Origin of the sequence: Zobellella endophytica (assembly GCF_003012775.1) — a bacterium.
GTDB lineage: Bacteria > Pseudomonadota > Gammaproteobacteria > Enterobacterales > Aeromonadaceae > Oceanimonas > Oceanimonas endophytica.
The window spans coordinates 817164-833638 of record NZ_PXYG01000001.1 but is presented as its reverse complement, the minus strand read 5'-3'; the positions used below and the strand labels follow the sequence as shown (position 1 = coordinate 833638).

The following is a 16475-nucleotide window of genomic DNA, read 5'->3' as shown; positions in this document are numbered from 1 at the left end:
TCATCTTAATTGTTGCGCCCGGTCAAGAAGGCGGCCATTGAGCCAGTGCCAGCCCAGGCCCAGGTACTCGTGCCAGGCCAGTTCGCTGCGCCACAGATAGCGCGCCTGGGGCAGATAAGTATAAAGCGGCAGGGCGGCGTTGCTCTCCTTGGCCTGGTGATCGACCGGGGCGGCGAGGGGCGCGGCGCCGGCGGCGGCAAACAGCGTCATGGCCCGGGGCATATGGCCGGCGGAGGTGATCAGCAGTGCCCGGCGGCCCGCTATCAGCGGCGCCATGGCCCGGGCCTCTTCCGCCGTGTCTTTCGGCTCGGACAGCAGTAGCAGGCGGCCGGGCGCGATGCCGAGCGCCACCGCCACCTCGCCGTACAGCTCGGCGCTGGAACGGCCTTCGCCGCCGGCGTAGCCGCCGAGGATCAGCCGGGCTTGCGGGTAGGCGTGGGCCAGGCGCACCCCCTCGGCGATGCGGTAAATCCCGGCCTGGCCGAGCTGGCTCAGCAGCGGCAGGCGCGGGTCCGCCACCTGGGCGGCCCCCAGCACCAGGATGTCCTGCACCGGCTCGGCGCCGATGAGATGGGGGGGATAGCGAGATTCCAGCGGCGCGATCAGGGCGTTGGCCACCGGCCGGGTGGCGAGCAGCAGCAATGTTGACAGCGAGAGCAACAGCAAGACGATCCCGCTGCGCTTTTGCCGCAACAGCAGCAGAAACAACCCCAAAAAGCCCAGAAACAGCAGCAGGGGCAGCGGCAATAACAGGCTGCCCAGCCACTTTTTCGCCAAAAACATCGTCTCCATGCACGCACGCGTTTGTTAACCGTGAGGGTTGTGCCAGAATAGCCTTCCCCGAGTTACGAAGAAACACCCAGGTGCAGCCAAATACCAGCTTCGATGGCAAGAGCCATACCTTTTCCCGCAATATCTACGGCACCACCAAGGGCCGCATCCGGCTGGCGGTGCTGGGCCGGGATCTGGACGAGCTGCTGCAGACGCTGCCGCCGCGCCCCTTGCGCATCCTGGACGCGGGCGGCGGGTTCGGCCCCCTGTCGCAACCGCTGGCGGCGCTCGGCCACCGGGTGGTGCTGTGCGACCTGTCCGGCGAAATGCTGGCCCTGGCCCGGGCCCAGGTGGAAGAAAAGGGGCTGAATGATCGTTTCGACTTTATTCAGGGCCCCATCCAGTCGTTGTCGGCGGAGGATCTGGGCCGGTTCGATCTTATCCTGTGCCATGCGGTGCTGGAATGGGTGGAGGATCAGGCCGGGCTGCTCGCCACCCTGCACGAGCTGCTGGCGGACGACGGCCACCTGTCGCTGATGTTCTACAACCGTGACGGCCTCTTGTTCCACAGCCTGGTGATGGGCAACTTCGATTACATTCACGCCGACCTGGTCAAGAAACGACGCCAGAAACTGACGCCGGGCTGGCCCTGCCGGCCGGAGCAGGTTTACCGGTGGCTGGCGGAGCTGGGCTTTGCTATAACCGGGCGCAGTGGCGTGCGGGTGCTCCACGACTACATGGTGGATCGCCAGGTGAAAGCCGAACGCCCGGAGGAAGTGATAGCGATGGAGCTGGCCCACGCCCGCCGGGAGCCCTTCGTGCACCTGGGCCGCTATATCCATGTGCTGGCGCGTAAAGGCGCCGGGCCGGCCCCCGGTTGAATGGACCCCCGCCTTCGCGGGGTGACGAGAAAACGCAGGGGTGACGGTTAAGCACGGAGCCACGAGCAGGCGCGACACTAACGGGAACAGTATAAAAGCCGCCGGGCCGGCAAGGGCCAGGTGGCGCCAACGGTGAAGAGAGCAGAACGATGACGGAAATGTCCCGCACCCTGCCGGACTGGATCGGCTGGGTCAAAGAGGAAAATTTGGGGCTCAACCTGCCCCCCGAGCGGCTGGCCTTCCTGCTGGCGGTGCATGTCGTCGGCCGGGGCGGCGAGCAGCCGCAGCTGAGCGAGGCCGAACTGCACCACGCCTTCGGCTACGTCAGCAAGGGCTTCGCCCAGGCCGACGACACCCTGGCCAGCCGTGCCAACAACGCCATCAACGATCTGGTGCGCCAGCGCCTGCTGAGCCGCTTCCAGGGCGAGCCGGGGGAGGGTGAAAGCCTCTACCGCCTGACCCGCCTGGGGTTGGCCATCGTCGAATTCTTCGCCGCCCAGCGGGAAGTGAGCCAGATCAAGCTCTCGCTGCTGCTGGCGCAGATCGCCCACGATCTGGACAAGGTGGCCGAGGCCATCGCCGCCGAGCCGGATGAGCAGCGCTGGGCCCAGGAGGTGGAAGGCCGGCTCAAGTACTCGGTGGCCGAGCAGCTGGCGCGCATCGACGACACTCAGCGCGCCATGGACGAGCAGCAGAGCGCGGTCAAGGCCAATATCGCCGCCCTGCTCAACAAAAACTGGCACGAGGCCATTTCCGCCTGCGAACAGCTGCTGCGGGAAACCGGCCACACCCTGCGTGAACTGCAGGACACCCTGGACAAGGCCGGACACGGCCTGCAGCAGAGCCTGCTCAATATCGAGGAGCGGCTGCAGCAAAGCGTGCGCGGCATTACGGTGGCGCCCCTGTGCCAGCAGCTGCAGGCGCGGCTGGACGCCATCATCCACTGGGGCAGCCAGTGCATCGAGCTGTGGTCCCGCTACGACCGCCACGTGCACCGCTTTATCCGCACCGCCATCGACATGGACAAGAACCGCGCCTTCAGCCAGCGGCTGCGCGAGTCCATCCGCCATTTCGACAACCACAACTGGCGGCTGCGCCTGGCCCAGGCGCAGCCTTTGCTGGAGCTGCGCGACGAGACCATGGCCGCCTACGCCGAGGAAGTGACCGGCGAGCTGCCCGAGGAGCTGGAATACCAGGAGATGGTGGACCTGGCCGCCGAGCTGTCGGAGCGCATCCGCGGCCATTTGCAGGACTTTCCCCTTACCGGCCGGCCGCTGGACATGGCCCAGGTGCTCAGGGACTACCTCAACGATTTCCCCCATTACCAACATTTTGATCTCGCCCGCCTGCTGATCGACGAAGCGGTCAAGCTGGGCCATGCCGACGCCGAACGCCAGGGCGCGGCCATGCCGGACTGGCAGACCATCAATGCCCACGGGGCCAAGGTACAAGCACATGTTATCGACCAATACTGAACTCGCCCTGGACCCCCGCCTGGCCCAGGCCATTGCCAACCCGCTGTTTCCGGCGCTGGACAACCAGCTGCGCGCCGGCCGCCACGTGACCGCCGACGAGCTGGAGCAGCACTCGCTGCTGCAGGAATACTTCACCGAGCTGGAGGCCTTTTACCAGCGCTACCAGGTGGAGCTGGTGCGCGCGCCCGAGGGCTTTTATTACCTGCGGCCCCGCTCCACCAGCGAGCTGGGCACCTCCATCCTCTCCGAACTGGAGATGCTGGTGGGCAAGGTGCTGTGCTACCTCTACCTGAGCCCGGACCGGCTGATCAACGAAGGGGTGTTTTCGCTGGCCGATCTGCAGGAAGAAATCCTGACCCTGTCCAACGAGCAGGCGCTGCTGCGCATGGTGAACCAGCGCGCCGGCGGCTCCGATCTCGACAAGCGCAAGCTGGCCGACAAGCTGAAAAGCGCCATCAGAAGGCTCAAGCGCCTGGGCATGGTCAGCGCCGTGGGCAGCCAGGACAAGTTCCGCATTACCGAGGCGGTGTTCCGCTTTGCCGCCGACGTGCGCAGCGATGAAGATCCGCGCGCGCTGCAATTGCGCATGATAAAAGACGGCGAGGCCGTGGCCGGCACCGACAACGAAGAAGAGCAGGAGAACGACCAGTGAGCAGCGTTAACAGAGGCAAGTTTCACTCCCTGACCATGGTCAACTGGAACGGCTTTTTTGCCCGTACCTTCGAGCTGGACGCCCTGGTCACCACGCTTTCGGGCGGCAACGGCGCCGGCAAGTCCACCACCATGGCGGCCTTTATCGCCGCGCTCATTCCCGATCTCAGCCTGCTGCACTTTCGCAACACCACCGAGGCGGGCAGCCAGTCCGGCAGCCGCGACAAGGGCCTGTATGGCAAGCTGCAGCGGGGCCACTGCTATTCGCTGATTGAGGTGGACACCTCCCAGGCCGAGCGGGTCTGGTTTGGCGTGCACCTGGAGCAGGTGGCCAACCGGGACAACAAGGTCAACATGGTGCCCTTTGCGGTGCAGGGCTTGTCCGACGGTGTGAGCGAGGGCAGGTCCCCCACCGAGCTGCTGCTGAACCGCCTCGACGACGGCCGCGGCCAGGTGCGCTCGCTGAACGAGCTGAAGGCCGCCGCGGTGGAGGCGGGCCTGCGTTTTGCCCGCTTCAATACGGTGAGCGAGTATCACAACTTTTTGTTCGACATCGGCGTGACCCCGCGCAAGCTGAAGGATCAGCGCGACCGGGTGAAGTTTTACCGGCTGATCGAGGCGTCCCTGTACGGCGGCATTTCCAGCACCATCAGCCGCAGCCTCAAGGATTACCTGCTGCCGGAAAACGCCGGCATCCGCAAGGCCTTCAACGACATGGAGGCGGCCATCTTCGAGAACCGCCGCACCCTGGAGGCTATCCGCGAAACCCAGCGCCAGCGGGACCTGTTCCGCCAGCTGATCACCGAAACCACCCACTACGTGGCCGCCGACTATGTGCGTAACAGCGCCGAGAAAAAGCGGCTGTCCGGGCAGGCTCTGGCCGCGCGCAAGGCCTTGGCCGAGGAGCGGCGCATCCTGGCCGAGGAAAAGGCCCGGCTGATTTATCTCGCCGACGAGCTGGACAACCTCTCCGCCCGGGAGCGGATGCTCACCGAGGAGCTGGACATCGCCTCCGAGCACCTGGCCCGGGTGCTGAGCGGGGTCAAGCTCAACGAGAAGATCGAGTCCTACCAACAGGAGCTGGACGAGCTGGAAGAAAAGCTCGCCATCCAGGAGGAAATGCTGGCCGAGCTGCGGGACGAGCATGAAGAGGCCGCCGCCGCCAAGGCCTGCGCCGAGGAAGAGGTGGACAGCCTCAAGAGCCAGCTGGCCGACTACCAGCAGGCGCTGGATACCCAGCAGACCCGCGCCATCCAGTATCGCCAGGCCCAGCAGGCGCTGGGGGAGGCCAAGGTGCGCTGCGGCCTGCCCGAACTGAGCCCGGAGCAGGCCAGGGAAGAAGAGCAGCGCCACCAGGGCCGCGAGCAGGAACTGACCGCCGTGGTGCTGGAGCAGCGCCAGCAGCTTTCCCTGGCCGAAGCCGCCAGGGCCCAGTACGACCAGGCCCTGGGGCTGCTCGAGGCCGTGGCCGGCCCGGTGGAGCGGGCCGCCGCCTTTGGCCGTGCCAATCAGCTTATCGAGCAGGGCCGCGACTACCAGGGCCTGCTGGGACGGGAAGAGGGCATTCGCCGCGCCCTGCAGGATGCCGAGCAGGCCGCCGAGCGCCGGCAGAAGGTGCAGGCGCTGCAGGCGGAGCTGGCCCGTCACGGCCGCGCCGTGCACGAGGAGGCCGAGCTGGAGCTGCAACTGGCGGAGCTGGAGGAACAAAAGGCCGAGGTGGAAGAACAACTGGCCGACGGCGCCGAGGACAAGCGTCAGCTGCAATCGCAATTGGCGCAGATCGCCCCCCAGGTGGCCCGGCTGCGTACCGAGGCGCCCGCCTGGCACAAGGCCCAGGCCAAACTGGAACGGCTGCGCGAGCTGAGTGACCAGCCGTTAACCGACAGCGCCGAAGTCACCGCCGCCATGCAGCAGGCCCTGCGCGACGAGCACCAGGCCGAGCAGAGCAAGCAGCAGTCGCTCGCCGCCAAGCAGCAGCTGGAGCAGCAGATCCGCCGCCTCGGCAGCGGCATTGATGCGGATCCGCGGCTGCTCGCCCTGTGCGAGCAGTTGGGCGGCACCCTGCTGGCGGACGTGTACGACGACATCAACGTGGACGACGCCCCCTATTACGAGGCCCTGTACGGCCCGGCCCGCCACGCCATTGTGGTGGCCGACCCGCAGGCGGCGCTGGCGCAGCTGCAGGCGCTGGAAGAATGCCCAACCGATGTGTACCTGATCCAGGGCAATCCGGACGCCTTCGACGAAGATTTGCTGCAGGCCACCGAGCTGGACGGCGCCATCTGGGTGCAGAATGGCGAGCGCCAGCTGCGCTATTCCCGCTTTCCCGCCGAGCCGCTGTTCGGCCGCGCCGCCCGCGAGTCACGCATCAAATCCCTGAGTGCCGAGCTGGAGGCGGTGAGCGCCCGCTACGCCGAGTCCGCCTTCGCCCAGCAAAAGCACAGCCGGCTCTACCACCAGCTGAGTGAGTTCGTGAACGAGGGCCTGCAGCTGGCCTTTGGCCCCAGCCCGGAAGCCGCCCTGGCCGAGCTGGCCGGGCAGCAGCAGGAGCTGGAGCAGGAGCAGGCCCGGCTGGCGGAGCAGCAGGCCCAGTGGCAGCAGAAGCTGGCCGTGCTGCGCGAGCAGCAGGGGCTGCTGCACAAGCTGCTGCCGCTGGCCGCCTGGCTGGACGCCGAGGGGCTGGAGGAGCGCCTGATCGCCGCCCGCGCCGAGGCCGACCGGCTCAAGACGGCGCGCGACTTTATGGCCGCCCACGGCCAGCGCCTGGGCCGGCTGGCCGAGCAGGTGCAGGTGCTGCGCCAGGATCCCGCCGGTTACGACGCCCTCAGGGCCCGGGTGGAGCAGGCGGAAGCGGAACTCACTGAGGCCCGCGCCCGCACCTATGCCCTCAACCAACTGGTGGCGCGGTTGCCGCACTTCGCCTACGCGGACGCCGAACAGCTGCTGAACCAGAGCTCGGCCATGAACGACAGCCTCAAGGCCAAGCTGGTGCAGGCGGAGGAGGCCCGGCGCAAGGCCGGCCTGCGCGCCGAGCAGCTGGCCGGGCGGGTGAGCGACGCCCTGCAGGCGCGCACCGCGCTGGTGACCGGCCGCGACGCCCGAAGCCAGACCCTGAACGAGTTCCGCGAAGAGCTGGCGGCACTGGGCATCGTGCTTTCCGCCGACATGGAGGACAAGGCCCGGGAGGCCAAGCGCGAACTGGAAAACGACCTGGTGCAGACCCGCAACCGGCGCAGCCAGACCGAGGCCCAGCGGCAGGTGACCAAGCGCGAGATAGAATCCTTGAGCCAGCGCCTGGGCAAGGACGGCCAGGGCTACTTTGCCGCCCGCAAGGCGCTGGTGGCCCACAAGGCCAACTGGGCGAAAGTGGAGCGGCTGGCCCGGGAGCACGGGGTGGAGCGCAGCCTGAGCCGGCCGGAGCTGGCCTACCTGGACGCCGAGGAGCTGAGATCCATCTCCGACAAGGCGCTGGGCGCCCTGCGCATGGCGGTGAACCACGACGAGGAGCTGCGCGACGCCCTGCGCCTTAGCGAGGGCAACCGCAACACCCTGCAGAAGGTGCAGTTCTACATACTGGTGTTCAGCTACCTCAAGGCGCGCATCCGCCACGACATCATCCGCGCCGACGATCCGGTGGAGGCGCTGGAAGAGATGGAAGTGGAGCTGGGCCGGCTGGCCGACGAGCTGAGCCTGCGCGAAGGCCAGCTGTCGCTCTCCTCCCACGAGGTGGCGGCCAAGATCACCACCATCATCCGCCGGGAGCAGAACCGCATCCGCCTGCTCAACCAAGGGCTGCAGAACATCAGCTTCGGCCTGGTGGCCGGGGTGCGGCTCAACGTGAACATCCGCGACACCTACCAGCGCCTGCTGGAGGCCCTGAGCGACCCGGAGGGGCGCCACCAGGACCTGTTCAACAGCAAGGAGCTCAGCTTCTCCGAGGCCATGGGCAAGCTGTTCCAGCGGCTCAACCCGCAGCTGGAGCAGGGCGATCGCAGCCCGCAGGTGCTGGGCCAGGCGCTGCTGGACTACCGCAACTACCTGGATCTGGACATCGAAGTGCAGCGCGGCGCCGACGGCTGGCTGCGGGCCGAGAGCGGGGCGCTGTCCACCGGCGAGGCCATCGGCACCGGCCAGGCCATTCTGTTGATGGTGCTGCAGAGCTGGGAGGAAGAATCCCGCCACCTGCGCGCCCGCGAAGTGCTGCCCTGCCGCCTGCTGTTCCTGGACGAAGCCGCGCGCCTGGACGCCCGCTCCATCGCCACCCTGTTCGAACTGTGCGAACGCCAGGACATGCAGCTGCTGATTGCCGCGCCCGAGAACATCAGCCCGGAAAAAGGCACCACCTACAAGCTGATCCGCAAGGTGCACGGCAAGCAGGAGCATGTGCACGTGGTGGGCCTGCGCGGCTTCGCCGCCGCCTGAGCCAAAACGCCCAGGGTGCGCATGAGGCGAGCCGTAGGGTCGACTTCAGTCGACCAATAAACCCCAAGCGCCCGCCCCCGCGGGCGTTGTTCTCCCTCTTCGTCACCGGGGCGCCGGCACCGCCGCTGCCTGGGCCGTTGCCGGCCGCCTGACAATAGCTGTCACGAGAGTGTCATGATCCGCTCACGCCTTTTTCACCCCTTCATATACTTAACGGTGGCTGACAACCCTGCTAACCGCGGCCTACAAGCAACAAGGAGTGACGGCAAAGAGTGGCCGTTTTGGGCTTATTGTCCATGTAGAACAGGAAGTTGACCATGCGGGAATGCGGAAACATCAAAGTGCTTAATCAAACGTGATGATTAATCCGAGGAATTATCATGAACATCTTCAAGAAAGTTCCGCTAGCCATTCTCATTGGTTCAACCCTGCTGCCCGCTTATGCCATGGCCCAGTCGCAGATGGGAGGACCGGGCACAGTGGGCCCCAGCGCGGGCGACAGGGAGTTTTCCCTTTCGGGAACCGGCTCCAGCAACAAGGACTTCGACAACAGCAGTTTTGGCGTATCGGTTGATTACGGCTGGTACCTGTCGGATAGAATGCTGGCGGGCATTCGCCAGAGCATCAGCTACGCCGACGTTGCAGGCGAGGATCTGTCGGGTGATTTTTGGAACGGCAGTACCCGCGGCTTTGTGGATTACCACTTCGGCCGGGGGGCGGCGCGTCCCTTTGTGGGCGCCACCTTGGGCGGCATCTACGGCGACGGCGTGAAGGACACCGGCACGGCCGGCCTGGAAGTCGGCCTTAAATACTATATGCTGCCTTCCACCTTCGTGCAGGCCAGGGCCGAATACCAGTTCCTGTTCGACAGCGGCGACAGCGCCAGCGACAACTTCGACAACGGCGCCTGGGCCTATGTGCTGGGCATGGGCATCAATTTCTGATCCGGATTCCTTGGCGGGGCAGCCGCCCTGCCAAGGATCCCTCGCCACCCCCCCCCGAAAACGGGCATCCAATGCAAACCACGCCCGCCTTCCGTAGGGTCGACTTCAGTCGACCAATAACCACCAGCGGCGCCTCGGCCTCCGTAGGTTCGGCTTCAGCCGACTAATACCCCTCAGTGGACCTGCCATCACCAGCGCCCGCACCGGCGGCTGTTTACCGTCCTGCCCGCGAAGGCGGGCATCCAGCACAAACCCCACCCATCTCCCATTGCGCAAACCAAAATGCCGCTCATGCTAAAGTTTCATTTGAATTCCATCCCGGGAGCGGCAAAATAACCTAGGACCACAGGGAAGGAGAGGGGCAAGGTCGCCCGCAAGATCCGGGCGGTAGCGTGCCTTATGCCCCGGTCGCGCCCATCCCGGCCGCGGCTCTTGCCGGATACAAGGAGTTGCGAGAGCATTGCTCCAAAAGTGAAATCTTTTGCAAAAGAAACGAACGCGTTAGCCGTTAAGTTAACGACAGAAGTAACTAACGATAAAGCGAAATCACTATATGAATCTGAAGGTTATGATAAGGTTGTGGCTTTTGAATATTACACACAAAGGGTAAAGCAGACATACACCAACGCTTCAAGAGGGACACCCGCCCCTTAACCAAACGTTAGGCCTATGGAGGCGCTATGAATATTGGTATCTATATTTATGATGAAGCAGAGGTTCTTGATTTCTCAGGGCCTTTTGAAGTTTTTAGTACAGCAAAGCGGTTGGGCGCAGATAGCTGGAATGTGTTTTTAGTTGCTGAAGTCTTGGAGCCAGTGAAGGCTCGTGGTGGTTTCAGCGTGTTACCACATTATTCATTTCTGAATCACCCCAATGTTGACTTATTAGTTGTTGTTGGCGGTGTGCACACTGAGGAAATGAATAAACTAAATGTGCTTGATTGGATAATCTCGGTGGACAAAAACACCAGTCATGTGGCATCAGTTTGCACAGGTGCCTTTTTATTGGCTAATGCTGGATTACTGAAAGGTTTGCCAGTTACGACCCATTGGGAAGATATTCCGGATTTGAAGCGACGTTTTCCTGAGTTAGCTGTAGTTGATAACCAGCGTTGGGTTACTTCCGGAAAATACACGACTTCTGGTGGTATATCCGCAGGTATAGACATGAGTTTATATTTGGTGTCACAACTACATAGTCAACATCTTGCTAAATCAGTGGCTTATCAAATGGAGTACAATTGGCAGGAATGTACATAATAAACGGCTCAATAGGGATTGCCAACGGGTGCCATTTTTTATTTTAGTGGCATTTCGAATTATGGTTGGTTAGTTTGAGGGAGGTTGTATACGTTGTCAACCCCTGAAGCGGGCGTTATATTTTTAAGTGGTTTGGTGAACTCAGGTGAGATAAAAGGAGGATATATGGATCTTGGTTTATTAGGTATTTTTGTAACGGTGGCATTAGCACATTTTCTTGCACTGCTAAGCCCGGGGCCAGACTTTGTCCTGGTCGTAAAAAGTGCCATCAAGAACAATGGTAAAAATGCTGTGGGCATCGCACTAGGTATAGCTTCGGCCAACGCTGTATATATTGGTTTGTGTCTGGTTGGTATGGGAGCGATTTTGGCGGCTTCCGTTCCAGTGATGATAGCACTGAAAGTGATCGGCGGACTTTTTCTAATGTATCTTGCTGTTCAGGCTTTTAGGGCACGCAAAAGTGCATACGACAGCCTTGAGGTCGACGATCCTTATGCCTCAATGTCTAATAAAACAGCATTTTATAAAGAATTTTTTGTTGGTTTTATGTCGGGCATATTAAACCCTAAAAATTTGTTATTTTACCTGAGCCTGTTTACTGTCGTGCTCACAAATGAAGTTGGGTTTGTTTTCAAGCTGACGTTGGCTGTTTGGATGACGGCTGTTGTTTTTTTCTGGGATGTTGCAATTATATTTTTTCTTTCAAAGCGCAAGGTAAGAAGTCAGTTCACTAAGGTGGCATATTATGTCGACAAGGTCACGGGCGCAATATTAGGGGTTATTGGTTTTAACATAGTGAAGTCTGCTTTAGTGAGGCAATAAAAATATAATAATGCAGACACGGCGGCGGCTTTTCCATTGCAGCTTTGCCTCCATTCCAACGTTGCACGTGTTGGTGGCGTTATACGCCCGGGTTACCCGCTCACCCAGTGTCTGCTTGTTGCGGGTGGGAGCAGCTTCACACGGGCGTTGCCCGAGATTCCGGCGATGCGCTGGCTTGACCGGTCGCGAACATCGGCCAAGACTGTGAGCGTATTGGTTTTCTGCAGCCTCAGGCTTATCACGAGGGAGAAGTGACATGGTCAAGCAAGCGAAGAACACGATTTGCCTTTGGTACGATGGCAACGCCGAAGACGCGGCCCGGTTTTATGCCCAGACCTTTCCCGATTCGTCCGTCGGCGCGGTGCTCCGCGCACCGGGAGACTTTCCGTCCGGGAAGCAAGGGGACGTGCTGACCGTCGAGTTTACCCTGATGGGCATTCCATGCCTCGGGCTCAACGGTGGACCTGCATTTCAGCACAACGAAGCGTTCTCGTTTCAGGTGGCGACCGCCGACCAGGCCGAAACGGATCGCTACTGGAACGCGATTGTCGGCAACGGCGGCCAGGAGAGCGCGTGCGGCTGGTGCAAGGACAAATGGGGATTGTCCTGGCAGATAACCCCGATCGCCCTGACGGAGGCGATCACCGATCCCGATCCCGCTGTCGCCAAGCGTACCTTCGACGCGATGATGCAGATGACGAAGATCGATATCGCCGCCATTGAGGCGGCACGCCGCGGCTGAGGTTAGCGTCTTCCGGGCGAGCGTTCTGCTCGCCCGCCTCGGCGATAAAACGGCCGCTATGGATGAAGAGGGGAAGGGGAAATGCCAGCAGCGTTGTCTTCCCGGTTATTGATTAGGTTCAGGGTGTTGGCAACTCACTGGAGGCCAGTAAGATGAGAAAAATATTGATGAGTGCCTGCCTCCTGGGGAAAAGGGTCCGATATGATGGGGGAAGCCTTGCCGTGACGGATCGGATTGTCGAACGCTGGCTGTCTGAGGGACGGGTCATTTCTGTCTGCCCCGAAGTCGAGGCGGGGATGAGCATTCCCAGGGCGCCGGCAGAAATTCTTGAAGGCAATGGCGATGATGTATTAAGCGGCGAAGCCGATGTTGTTGAAAAAGGTGGCGAAAAGGTAACTCCTGCATTTTTGGCCGGTGCCTGTGTTGCTTTGGACTTATGCAACAGGTTCAACATCAACGTTGCCGTGCTGGCCGAATTCAGCCCTTCGTGTGGAACTTCATCCATCTATGACGGGAGCTTCTCGGGTAAAAAGATTGCCGGCATGGGGGTTACGGCGGCATTGCTGCACCGGCATGGTGTCCGGGTTTTTAACCAGTATGAAATAACGGAGGCGGACAAGGCGGTACACGCAACAAGCGGCTGATTTTTCATTAAAAGACAAAAGGAGTTTACCCGTTGGAGCTGGATATTTTTATTGTTGATGCCTTTACAGAACAACAGTTTAAAGGTAATGCTGCGGCTGTTGTCCCGTTAGCGGATTGGCTGGCGCCGGAATTGATGCAGAAGATTGCGGCAGAAAACAACCTTTCGGAAACGGCTTTCATCAAGGCGTTAGCCCCGAATCGATATGAGATCCGTTGGTTTTCTCCCATCACGGAAATCGGTTTTTGCGGTCATGCAACCCTGGCATCTTCATATGTGATATTCAATCATTTTGGGAGTCATGATGAGATCGAATTCTTGACGTTGAACGTCGGATTATTGTTAGTGAATCGGCTCGGCGATGGAAGAATCGAAATGAGTTTCCCTAATCAATGTCCTGAGCCTGTTGCTGACATTCCGCAAGCATTGTTCGAAGGGTTGTCTTATAAGCCGGTGCAAGTATTGAAGAACCGGCAAGCCTACTTTGCCATCATGTCATCGGAAGAAGAAGTCAGAACCATTGACTATCGATCTGAACCCCTTAAGTCGTTGGCGCCATTCGATGTCGTCGTGACATCGCAGGCCAGTGGATACGATTTTATTTCTCGTTACTTTTGGCCAGCCAATGGAGGAGACGAGGATCCTGTCACCGGCTCAATACATTCGGGTCTTGCTCCGTATTGGGCCGAGCGGTTGTCCAGATCCAATTTGGTTGCGTACCAGGCTTCCAGACGTGGTGGTGTCCTGTATTGCAGGATAGCTGGTGATCGCGTTTTAGTTTCTGGCTTTGGTGTTTTATATATGCAGGGTAAAGCTTACGTTTAGTGAAGGCTGCCAAATTACTGTCGAATAACCATAAACAAAAAGGGATAAAAGATGACAAGAACAGGATCATACCTCGCCCTGGTGGTACTGGCAGGCTGTGCCAATTACTCCCCGCAAGAAACGACTTACACTCCCGCCGCCTGTGTTGGCAACGCGGCACTGCCGGCGGCGATGGCCGACCAATTTGAACCCATCGACGATCCCGCGTTGCTCCGGCAGGCATTGGGCGAGCCCGAGCAGGGCAAGCTTTGCCAGGGGCAGGTTTACCGGAGCAAGGCCGATACGCAAGTGAAAATATTCCGCGCCTGGAACAGTACCAACCCCAACAGCCAATACGGGCAATGGTGGGCTTTCAATAAACCCAGCGGCCCGGTCGCGCAGTACCGGGCCGATTACGAGATCTGCTACCAGTGGTCTCCGTTGGACAAGCTGGCCAGCTGCAACCTGAAAGCCGGGACCAGGGTGGTGGTCGGCACCGGGCAAAGCGCACAGTGTTCGGAGTATTTAACCTACCCGGTGTCTGAAACACAGCAAATCTTCCTGGTCGATGCCTCGAACGCGGCAACCGACTGTACCATCAGCGATGGCATGCTGAGCTGGAATTAGAAACGTTATCGTGCTCCCAGAAAAAAACAGGCTTTTGCCGGGGTTTTGACCAGGCCCCTGGAAGTAGCCCGAGGTTTTGGCTGGCAAGCTCAGGATTGTGTTTGGGTATACCTGGCGGTGGTTCCCGGTTTCGGGCGGGCAAAGGAGGCGCACCCGGTTTTACCCCGAGATGGCACAACTGAATTAAGAACCAGGCCCGTCAACAGGGCGGCTTTTGCTCCGCGAGACGGGATAAAGGCCGTCGTCCCCTCATCAAACCAATGATCATCATGGAAAATAACCATATCAGACTGTTGCCGCCGGCCCTTGAGCTGGTGCCCCGGGTCAGCGAGGCGATACAGGAAAGCGAGCGGGCGCTGGCACAATTCCTGCCTTGGGTGAAATACGCCCTCACGGAGGAAGACTGCCGGGAGAACATGCGGGAGGCCATCGCCAATTTCGAGGGCTTCCGGAGCGAGCTGCGCTTTTTTATCGTCGACAAGCGCGACGAGCGGCTGCTGGGCGCCATCGGCCTGATGATCCGCGACAAGTCCGTGCCCTTTTTCGAGCTGGGCTACTGGCTGCGCGGCTCGGCCCTGGGCCGGGGCCATATGACGCCGCAACCAGAACACAACGACTAACAACAAACAAGGAGTTCGGGATGATAGTGATCTACGGAATAAAAGAGCAACTCGACCCCATCAAGGCCCGGCTGTCCGATATTATTCACGGCAGCATGATGTCGGTGCTGGGGCTGCCGGAAGACAAGCGGGCCCACCGTTTCATGCCCATGGCCGCGGACGACTTCCATTACCCGGGCGGCCGGAGCCCGGCTTACACGGTGATTGAAATCAACATGATGGCCGGCCGGCAGCCGGACACCATCAAGCGGCTGATCAAGGCCCTGTTCCGGGATATCGAGGCCGGGCTCGGCATCGCGTCGGTGGACATCGAAATCGTGGTGAAGGAGCAACCGGCCCATTGCTGGGGCTTCCGGGGCATGACCGGGACGAGGTGCGCGATCTGAGCTACCGGATCCGGGTGTGAGCGGGCGGCTCCCGTCTTTATTGCTTGCCCTTGGCCGGTATCGCCTTGCATCGGCCTTGGGCTGGGCTATTTATTTGTCATGGGCCGGCGAGCGCTGGCTTTTGCCAATAAACAAAACGCCCCGACGAAAGCGGGGCGTTTTTTTATACCGGGCAGGCTAGTGCCGGGAGGCTCAGATCACGGCGGCGATGGCGTCGCAGAGGGCGTCGATGTTCGACTTGGTGATGCCGGCCACGCTGATGCGGCCGGAGCCGACGATGTAGATGCCGAACTCGTTCTTCAGCCGCTCCACCTGATCCTTGTTCAGGCCGGAGAAGGAGAACATGCCGTTCTGGCGGGCGATAAAGCTGAAGTCCTGATCCACGCCGCGGCCGGAGAGTTTTTCCACCAGCAGGGTGCGCATTTCCTGGATGCGGTCACGCATCTCGGCCAGCTCGTTCAGCCAGTCCTGGTACAGCGCGGCATCGTCGGCCACCAGGGCGACCACGGCGGCACCGTGGGAGGGCGGGTTGGAGTAGTTGGCGCGGATGATGGTTTTCACCTGGCTGAAGGCGGTGTCGGCCACGGCGGCGTCGGTCGCCACCAGGGTGAAGGCACCCACGCGCTCGTTGTACAGGCCGAAGTTCTTGGAGAAGGAGCTGGCGATCAGCAGCTCCTTGTTGTGCTCGGCGAATACCCGCAGGCCGTAGGCGTCTTCCTCGATGCCCCTGGCAAAGCCCTGGTAGGCGAAGTCGAACAGCGGCAGCCAGCCTTTCTCGGCGGACAGTTTGGCCAGTTGCCGCCACTGTTCGGCGGTGGGGTCGATGCCGGTGGGGTTGTGGCAGCAGCCGTGCAGCAGCACCACGTCGCCGGCCCTGGCCTGGGCCAGGTCCGCCAGCATGGCGTCAAAGTCCAGATCCTTGGTGTCGGCGTTGTAGTAGCCGTATTCCTTCACCTCCAGGCCGGCGGCGGTGAACACGGCGCGGTGGTTGGCCCAGGTGGGGTTGGAGATCCACACGGTGTTGCTGTCGAGCTGGCGGGCGATGAATTCACCGGCGATGCGCAGGGCACCGGTGCCACCCGGCGCCTGGGCGGTGCGGGCGCGACCGGCGCCGGTCACGGCGGAGTCGGCACCGAACAGCAGTTTCTGCACCACGCGGCCGTAGGCCTCGGTGCCTTCTATGCTGAGATAGTTCTTGGTGGTCTGCTCTTGCACCAGGCGGGCTTCGGCTTTTTTCACGCAGCGCAGCACCGGGGTCTGGCCGGCTTCGTCTTTGTAGATACCCACGCCCAGGTTGATCTTGTCGGTACGGGGATCCTTGCGGAAGGCATCGGTCAGGCCCAGGATGGGGTCGGCCGGTGCGGCGGTGACCTTCTCAAACATAGTAGTGTTAATTCCTTGTGATGATGGATGTTGTCCGGGTCGCAG

At 61.2% G+C, this 16475-nt stretch carries 15 protein-coding genes; 13 read left to right on the top strand and 2 right to left on the bottom strand.

Going from position 1 to position 16475, the window contains the following annotated elements:
- Entirely contained in the window at positions 1-783 is a 783-nt protein-coding gene (locus C7H85_RS03815; RefSeq protein ID WP_245879556.1) for an ElyC/SanA/YdcF family protein, read from the bottom strand.
- A gap of 80 nt (positions 784-863) precedes the next feature.
- Here C7H85_RS03815 and C7H85_RS03810 point away from each other — a divergent pair, with 80 nt between their 5' ends.
- From C7H85_RS03810 to C7H85_RS03745, 13 genes are all read left to right on the top strand, one after another.
- On the top strand, positions 864-1652 hold the full coding sequence (locus C7H85_RS03810; protein ID WP_106728352.1) for a methyltransferase domain-containing protein: 789 nt from the start codon (positions 864-866) through the stop codon (positions 1650-1652).
- 149 nt (positions 1653-1801) lie between these two features.
- On the top strand, positions 1802-3127 hold the full coding sequence (mukF, locus tag C7H85_RS03805) for a chromosome partition protein MukF (RefSeq protein ID WP_106728351.1): 1326 nt from the start codon (positions 1802-1804) through the stop codon (positions 3125-3127).
- Entirely contained in the window at positions 3108-3779 is a 672-nt protein-coding gene (mukE, locus tag C7H85_RS03800; RefSeq protein ID WP_106728350.1) for a chromosome partition protein MukE, read from the top strand. Before mukF ends, mukE begins: the two co-directional genes overlap by 20 nt.
- A complete protein-coding gene (gene mukB, locus C7H85_RS03795; protein ID WP_245879555.1) occupies positions 3776-8200 on the top strand; it encodes a chromosome partition protein MukB in 4425 nt (1474 codons plus the stop codon). The genes mukE and mukB overlap by 4 nt, the downstream gene beginning before the upstream one ends.
- Positions 8201-8580: 380 nt before the next feature.
- Entirely contained in the window at positions 8581-9144 is a 564-nt protein-coding gene (locus tag C7H85_RS03790) for an outer membrane beta-barrel protein (protein WP_106728349.1), read from the top strand.
- A 680-nt stretch (positions 9145-9824) separates the two neighbouring features.
- Positions 9825-10403 (top strand): DJ-1/PfpI family protein, encoded by a 579-nt coding sequence (locus tag C7H85_RS03780; RefSeq protein ID WP_106728348.1) that lies wholly within the window; start codon positions 9825-9827, stop codon positions 10401-10403.
- Between the two features lie 93 nt (positions 10404-10496).
- Positions 10497-11225 (top strand): LysE family translocator, encoded by a 729-nt coding sequence (locus C7H85_RS03775; protein WP_210433551.1) that lies wholly within the window; start codon positions 10497-10499, stop codon positions 11223-11225.
- 256 nt (positions 11226-11481) lie between these two features.
- A complete protein-coding gene (locus tag C7H85_RS03770) occupies positions 11482-11967 on the top strand; it encodes a VOC family protein (protein ID WP_106728346.1) in 486 nt (161 codons plus the stop codon).
- Positions 11968-12119: 152 nt separating this feature from the next.
- A complete protein-coding gene (locus C7H85_RS03765; protein ID WP_245879554.1) occupies positions 12120-12611 on the top strand; it encodes a 2-thiouracil desulfurase family protein in 492 nt (163 codons plus the stop codon).
- A gap of 32 nt (positions 12612-12643) precedes the next feature.
- The gene (locus C7H85_RS03760; RefSeq protein ID WP_106728345.1) at positions 12644-13435 is read left to right on the top strand and encodes a PhzF family phenazine biosynthesis protein; all 792 of its coding nucleotides are present in this window, start codon (positions 12644-12646) and stop codon (positions 13433-13435) included.
- Between the two features lie 51 nt (positions 13436-13486).
- Positions 13487-14041: a hypothetical protein gene (locus C7H85_RS03755; protein WP_106728344.1), complete on the top strand. Its 555-nt coding sequence runs from the start codon at positions 13487-13489 to the stop codon at positions 14039-14041.
- A 269-nt stretch (positions 14042-14310) separates the two neighbouring features.
- Positions 14311-14661, top strand: a complete 351-nt coding sequence (locus C7H85_RS03750) for a GNAT family N-acetyltransferase (protein WP_158260058.1) — start codon at positions 14311-14313, stop codon at positions 14659-14661.
- Positions 14662-14681: 20 nt separating this feature from the next.
- A complete protein-coding gene (locus C7H85_RS03745) occupies positions 14682-15047 on the top strand; it encodes a tautomerase family protein (RefSeq protein ID WP_245879553.1) in 366 nt (121 codons plus the stop codon).
- 192 nt (positions 15048-15239) lie between these two features.
- Here C7H85_RS03745 and C7H85_RS03740 read toward each other — a convergent pair whose 3' ends face one another.
- A complete protein-coding gene (locus tag C7H85_RS03740; RefSeq protein ID WP_106728342.1) occupies positions 15240-16430 on the bottom strand; it encodes an amino acid aminotransferase in 1191 nt (396 codons plus the stop codon).
- Positions 16431-16475: the final 45 nt, after the last annotated feature.

What these genes read in the sequence shown, in the direction of transcription:
- C7H85_RS03815 (WP_245879556.1), bottom strand. Translation starts at nt 783, where the DNA reads ATGTTTTTGGCGAAAAAGTGGCTGGGCAGCCTGTTATTGCCGCTGCCC.
- mukF (WP_106728351.1), top strand. Translation starts at nt 1,802, where the DNA reads ATGACGGAAATGTCCCGCACCCTGCCGGACTGGATCGGCTGGGTCAAA.
- mukE (WP_106728350.1), top strand. Translation starts at nt 3,108, where the DNA reads ATGTTATCGACCAATACTGAACTCGCCCTGGACCCCCGCCTGGCCCAG.
- C7H85_RS03790 (WP_106728349.1), top strand. Translation starts at nt 8,581, where the DNA reads ATGAACATCTTCAAGAAAGTTCCGCTAGCCATTCTCATTGGTTCAACC.
- C7H85_RS03780 (WP_106728348.1), top strand. Translation starts at nt 9,825, where the DNA reads ATGAATATTGGTATCTATATTTATGATGAAGCAGAGGTTCTTGATTTC.
- C7H85_RS03770 (WP_106728346.1), top strand. Translation starts at nt 11,482, where the DNA reads ATGGTCAAGCAAGCGAAGAACACGATTTGCCTTTGGTACGATGGCAAC.
- C7H85_RS03765 (WP_245879554.1), top strand. Translation starts at nt 12,120, where the DNA reads ATGAGAAAAATATTGATGAGTGCCTGCCTCCTGGGGAAAAGGGTCCGA.
- C7H85_RS03755 (WP_106728344.1), top strand. Translation starts at nt 13,487, where the DNA reads ATGACAAGAACAGGATCATACCTCGCCCTGGTGGTACTGGCAGGCTGT.
- C7H85_RS03750 (WP_158260058.1), top strand. Translation starts at nt 14,311, where the DNA reads ATGGAAAATAACCATATCAGACTGTTGCCGCCGGCCCTTGAGCTGGTG.
- C7H85_RS03745 (WP_245879553.1), top strand. Translation starts at nt 14,682, where the DNA reads ATGATAGTGATCTACGGAATAAAAGAGCAACTCGACCCCATCAAGGCC.
- C7H85_RS03740 (WP_106728342.1), bottom strand. Translation starts at nt 16,430, where the DNA reads ATGTTTGAGAAGGTCACCGCCGCACCGGCCGACCCCATCCTGGGCCTG.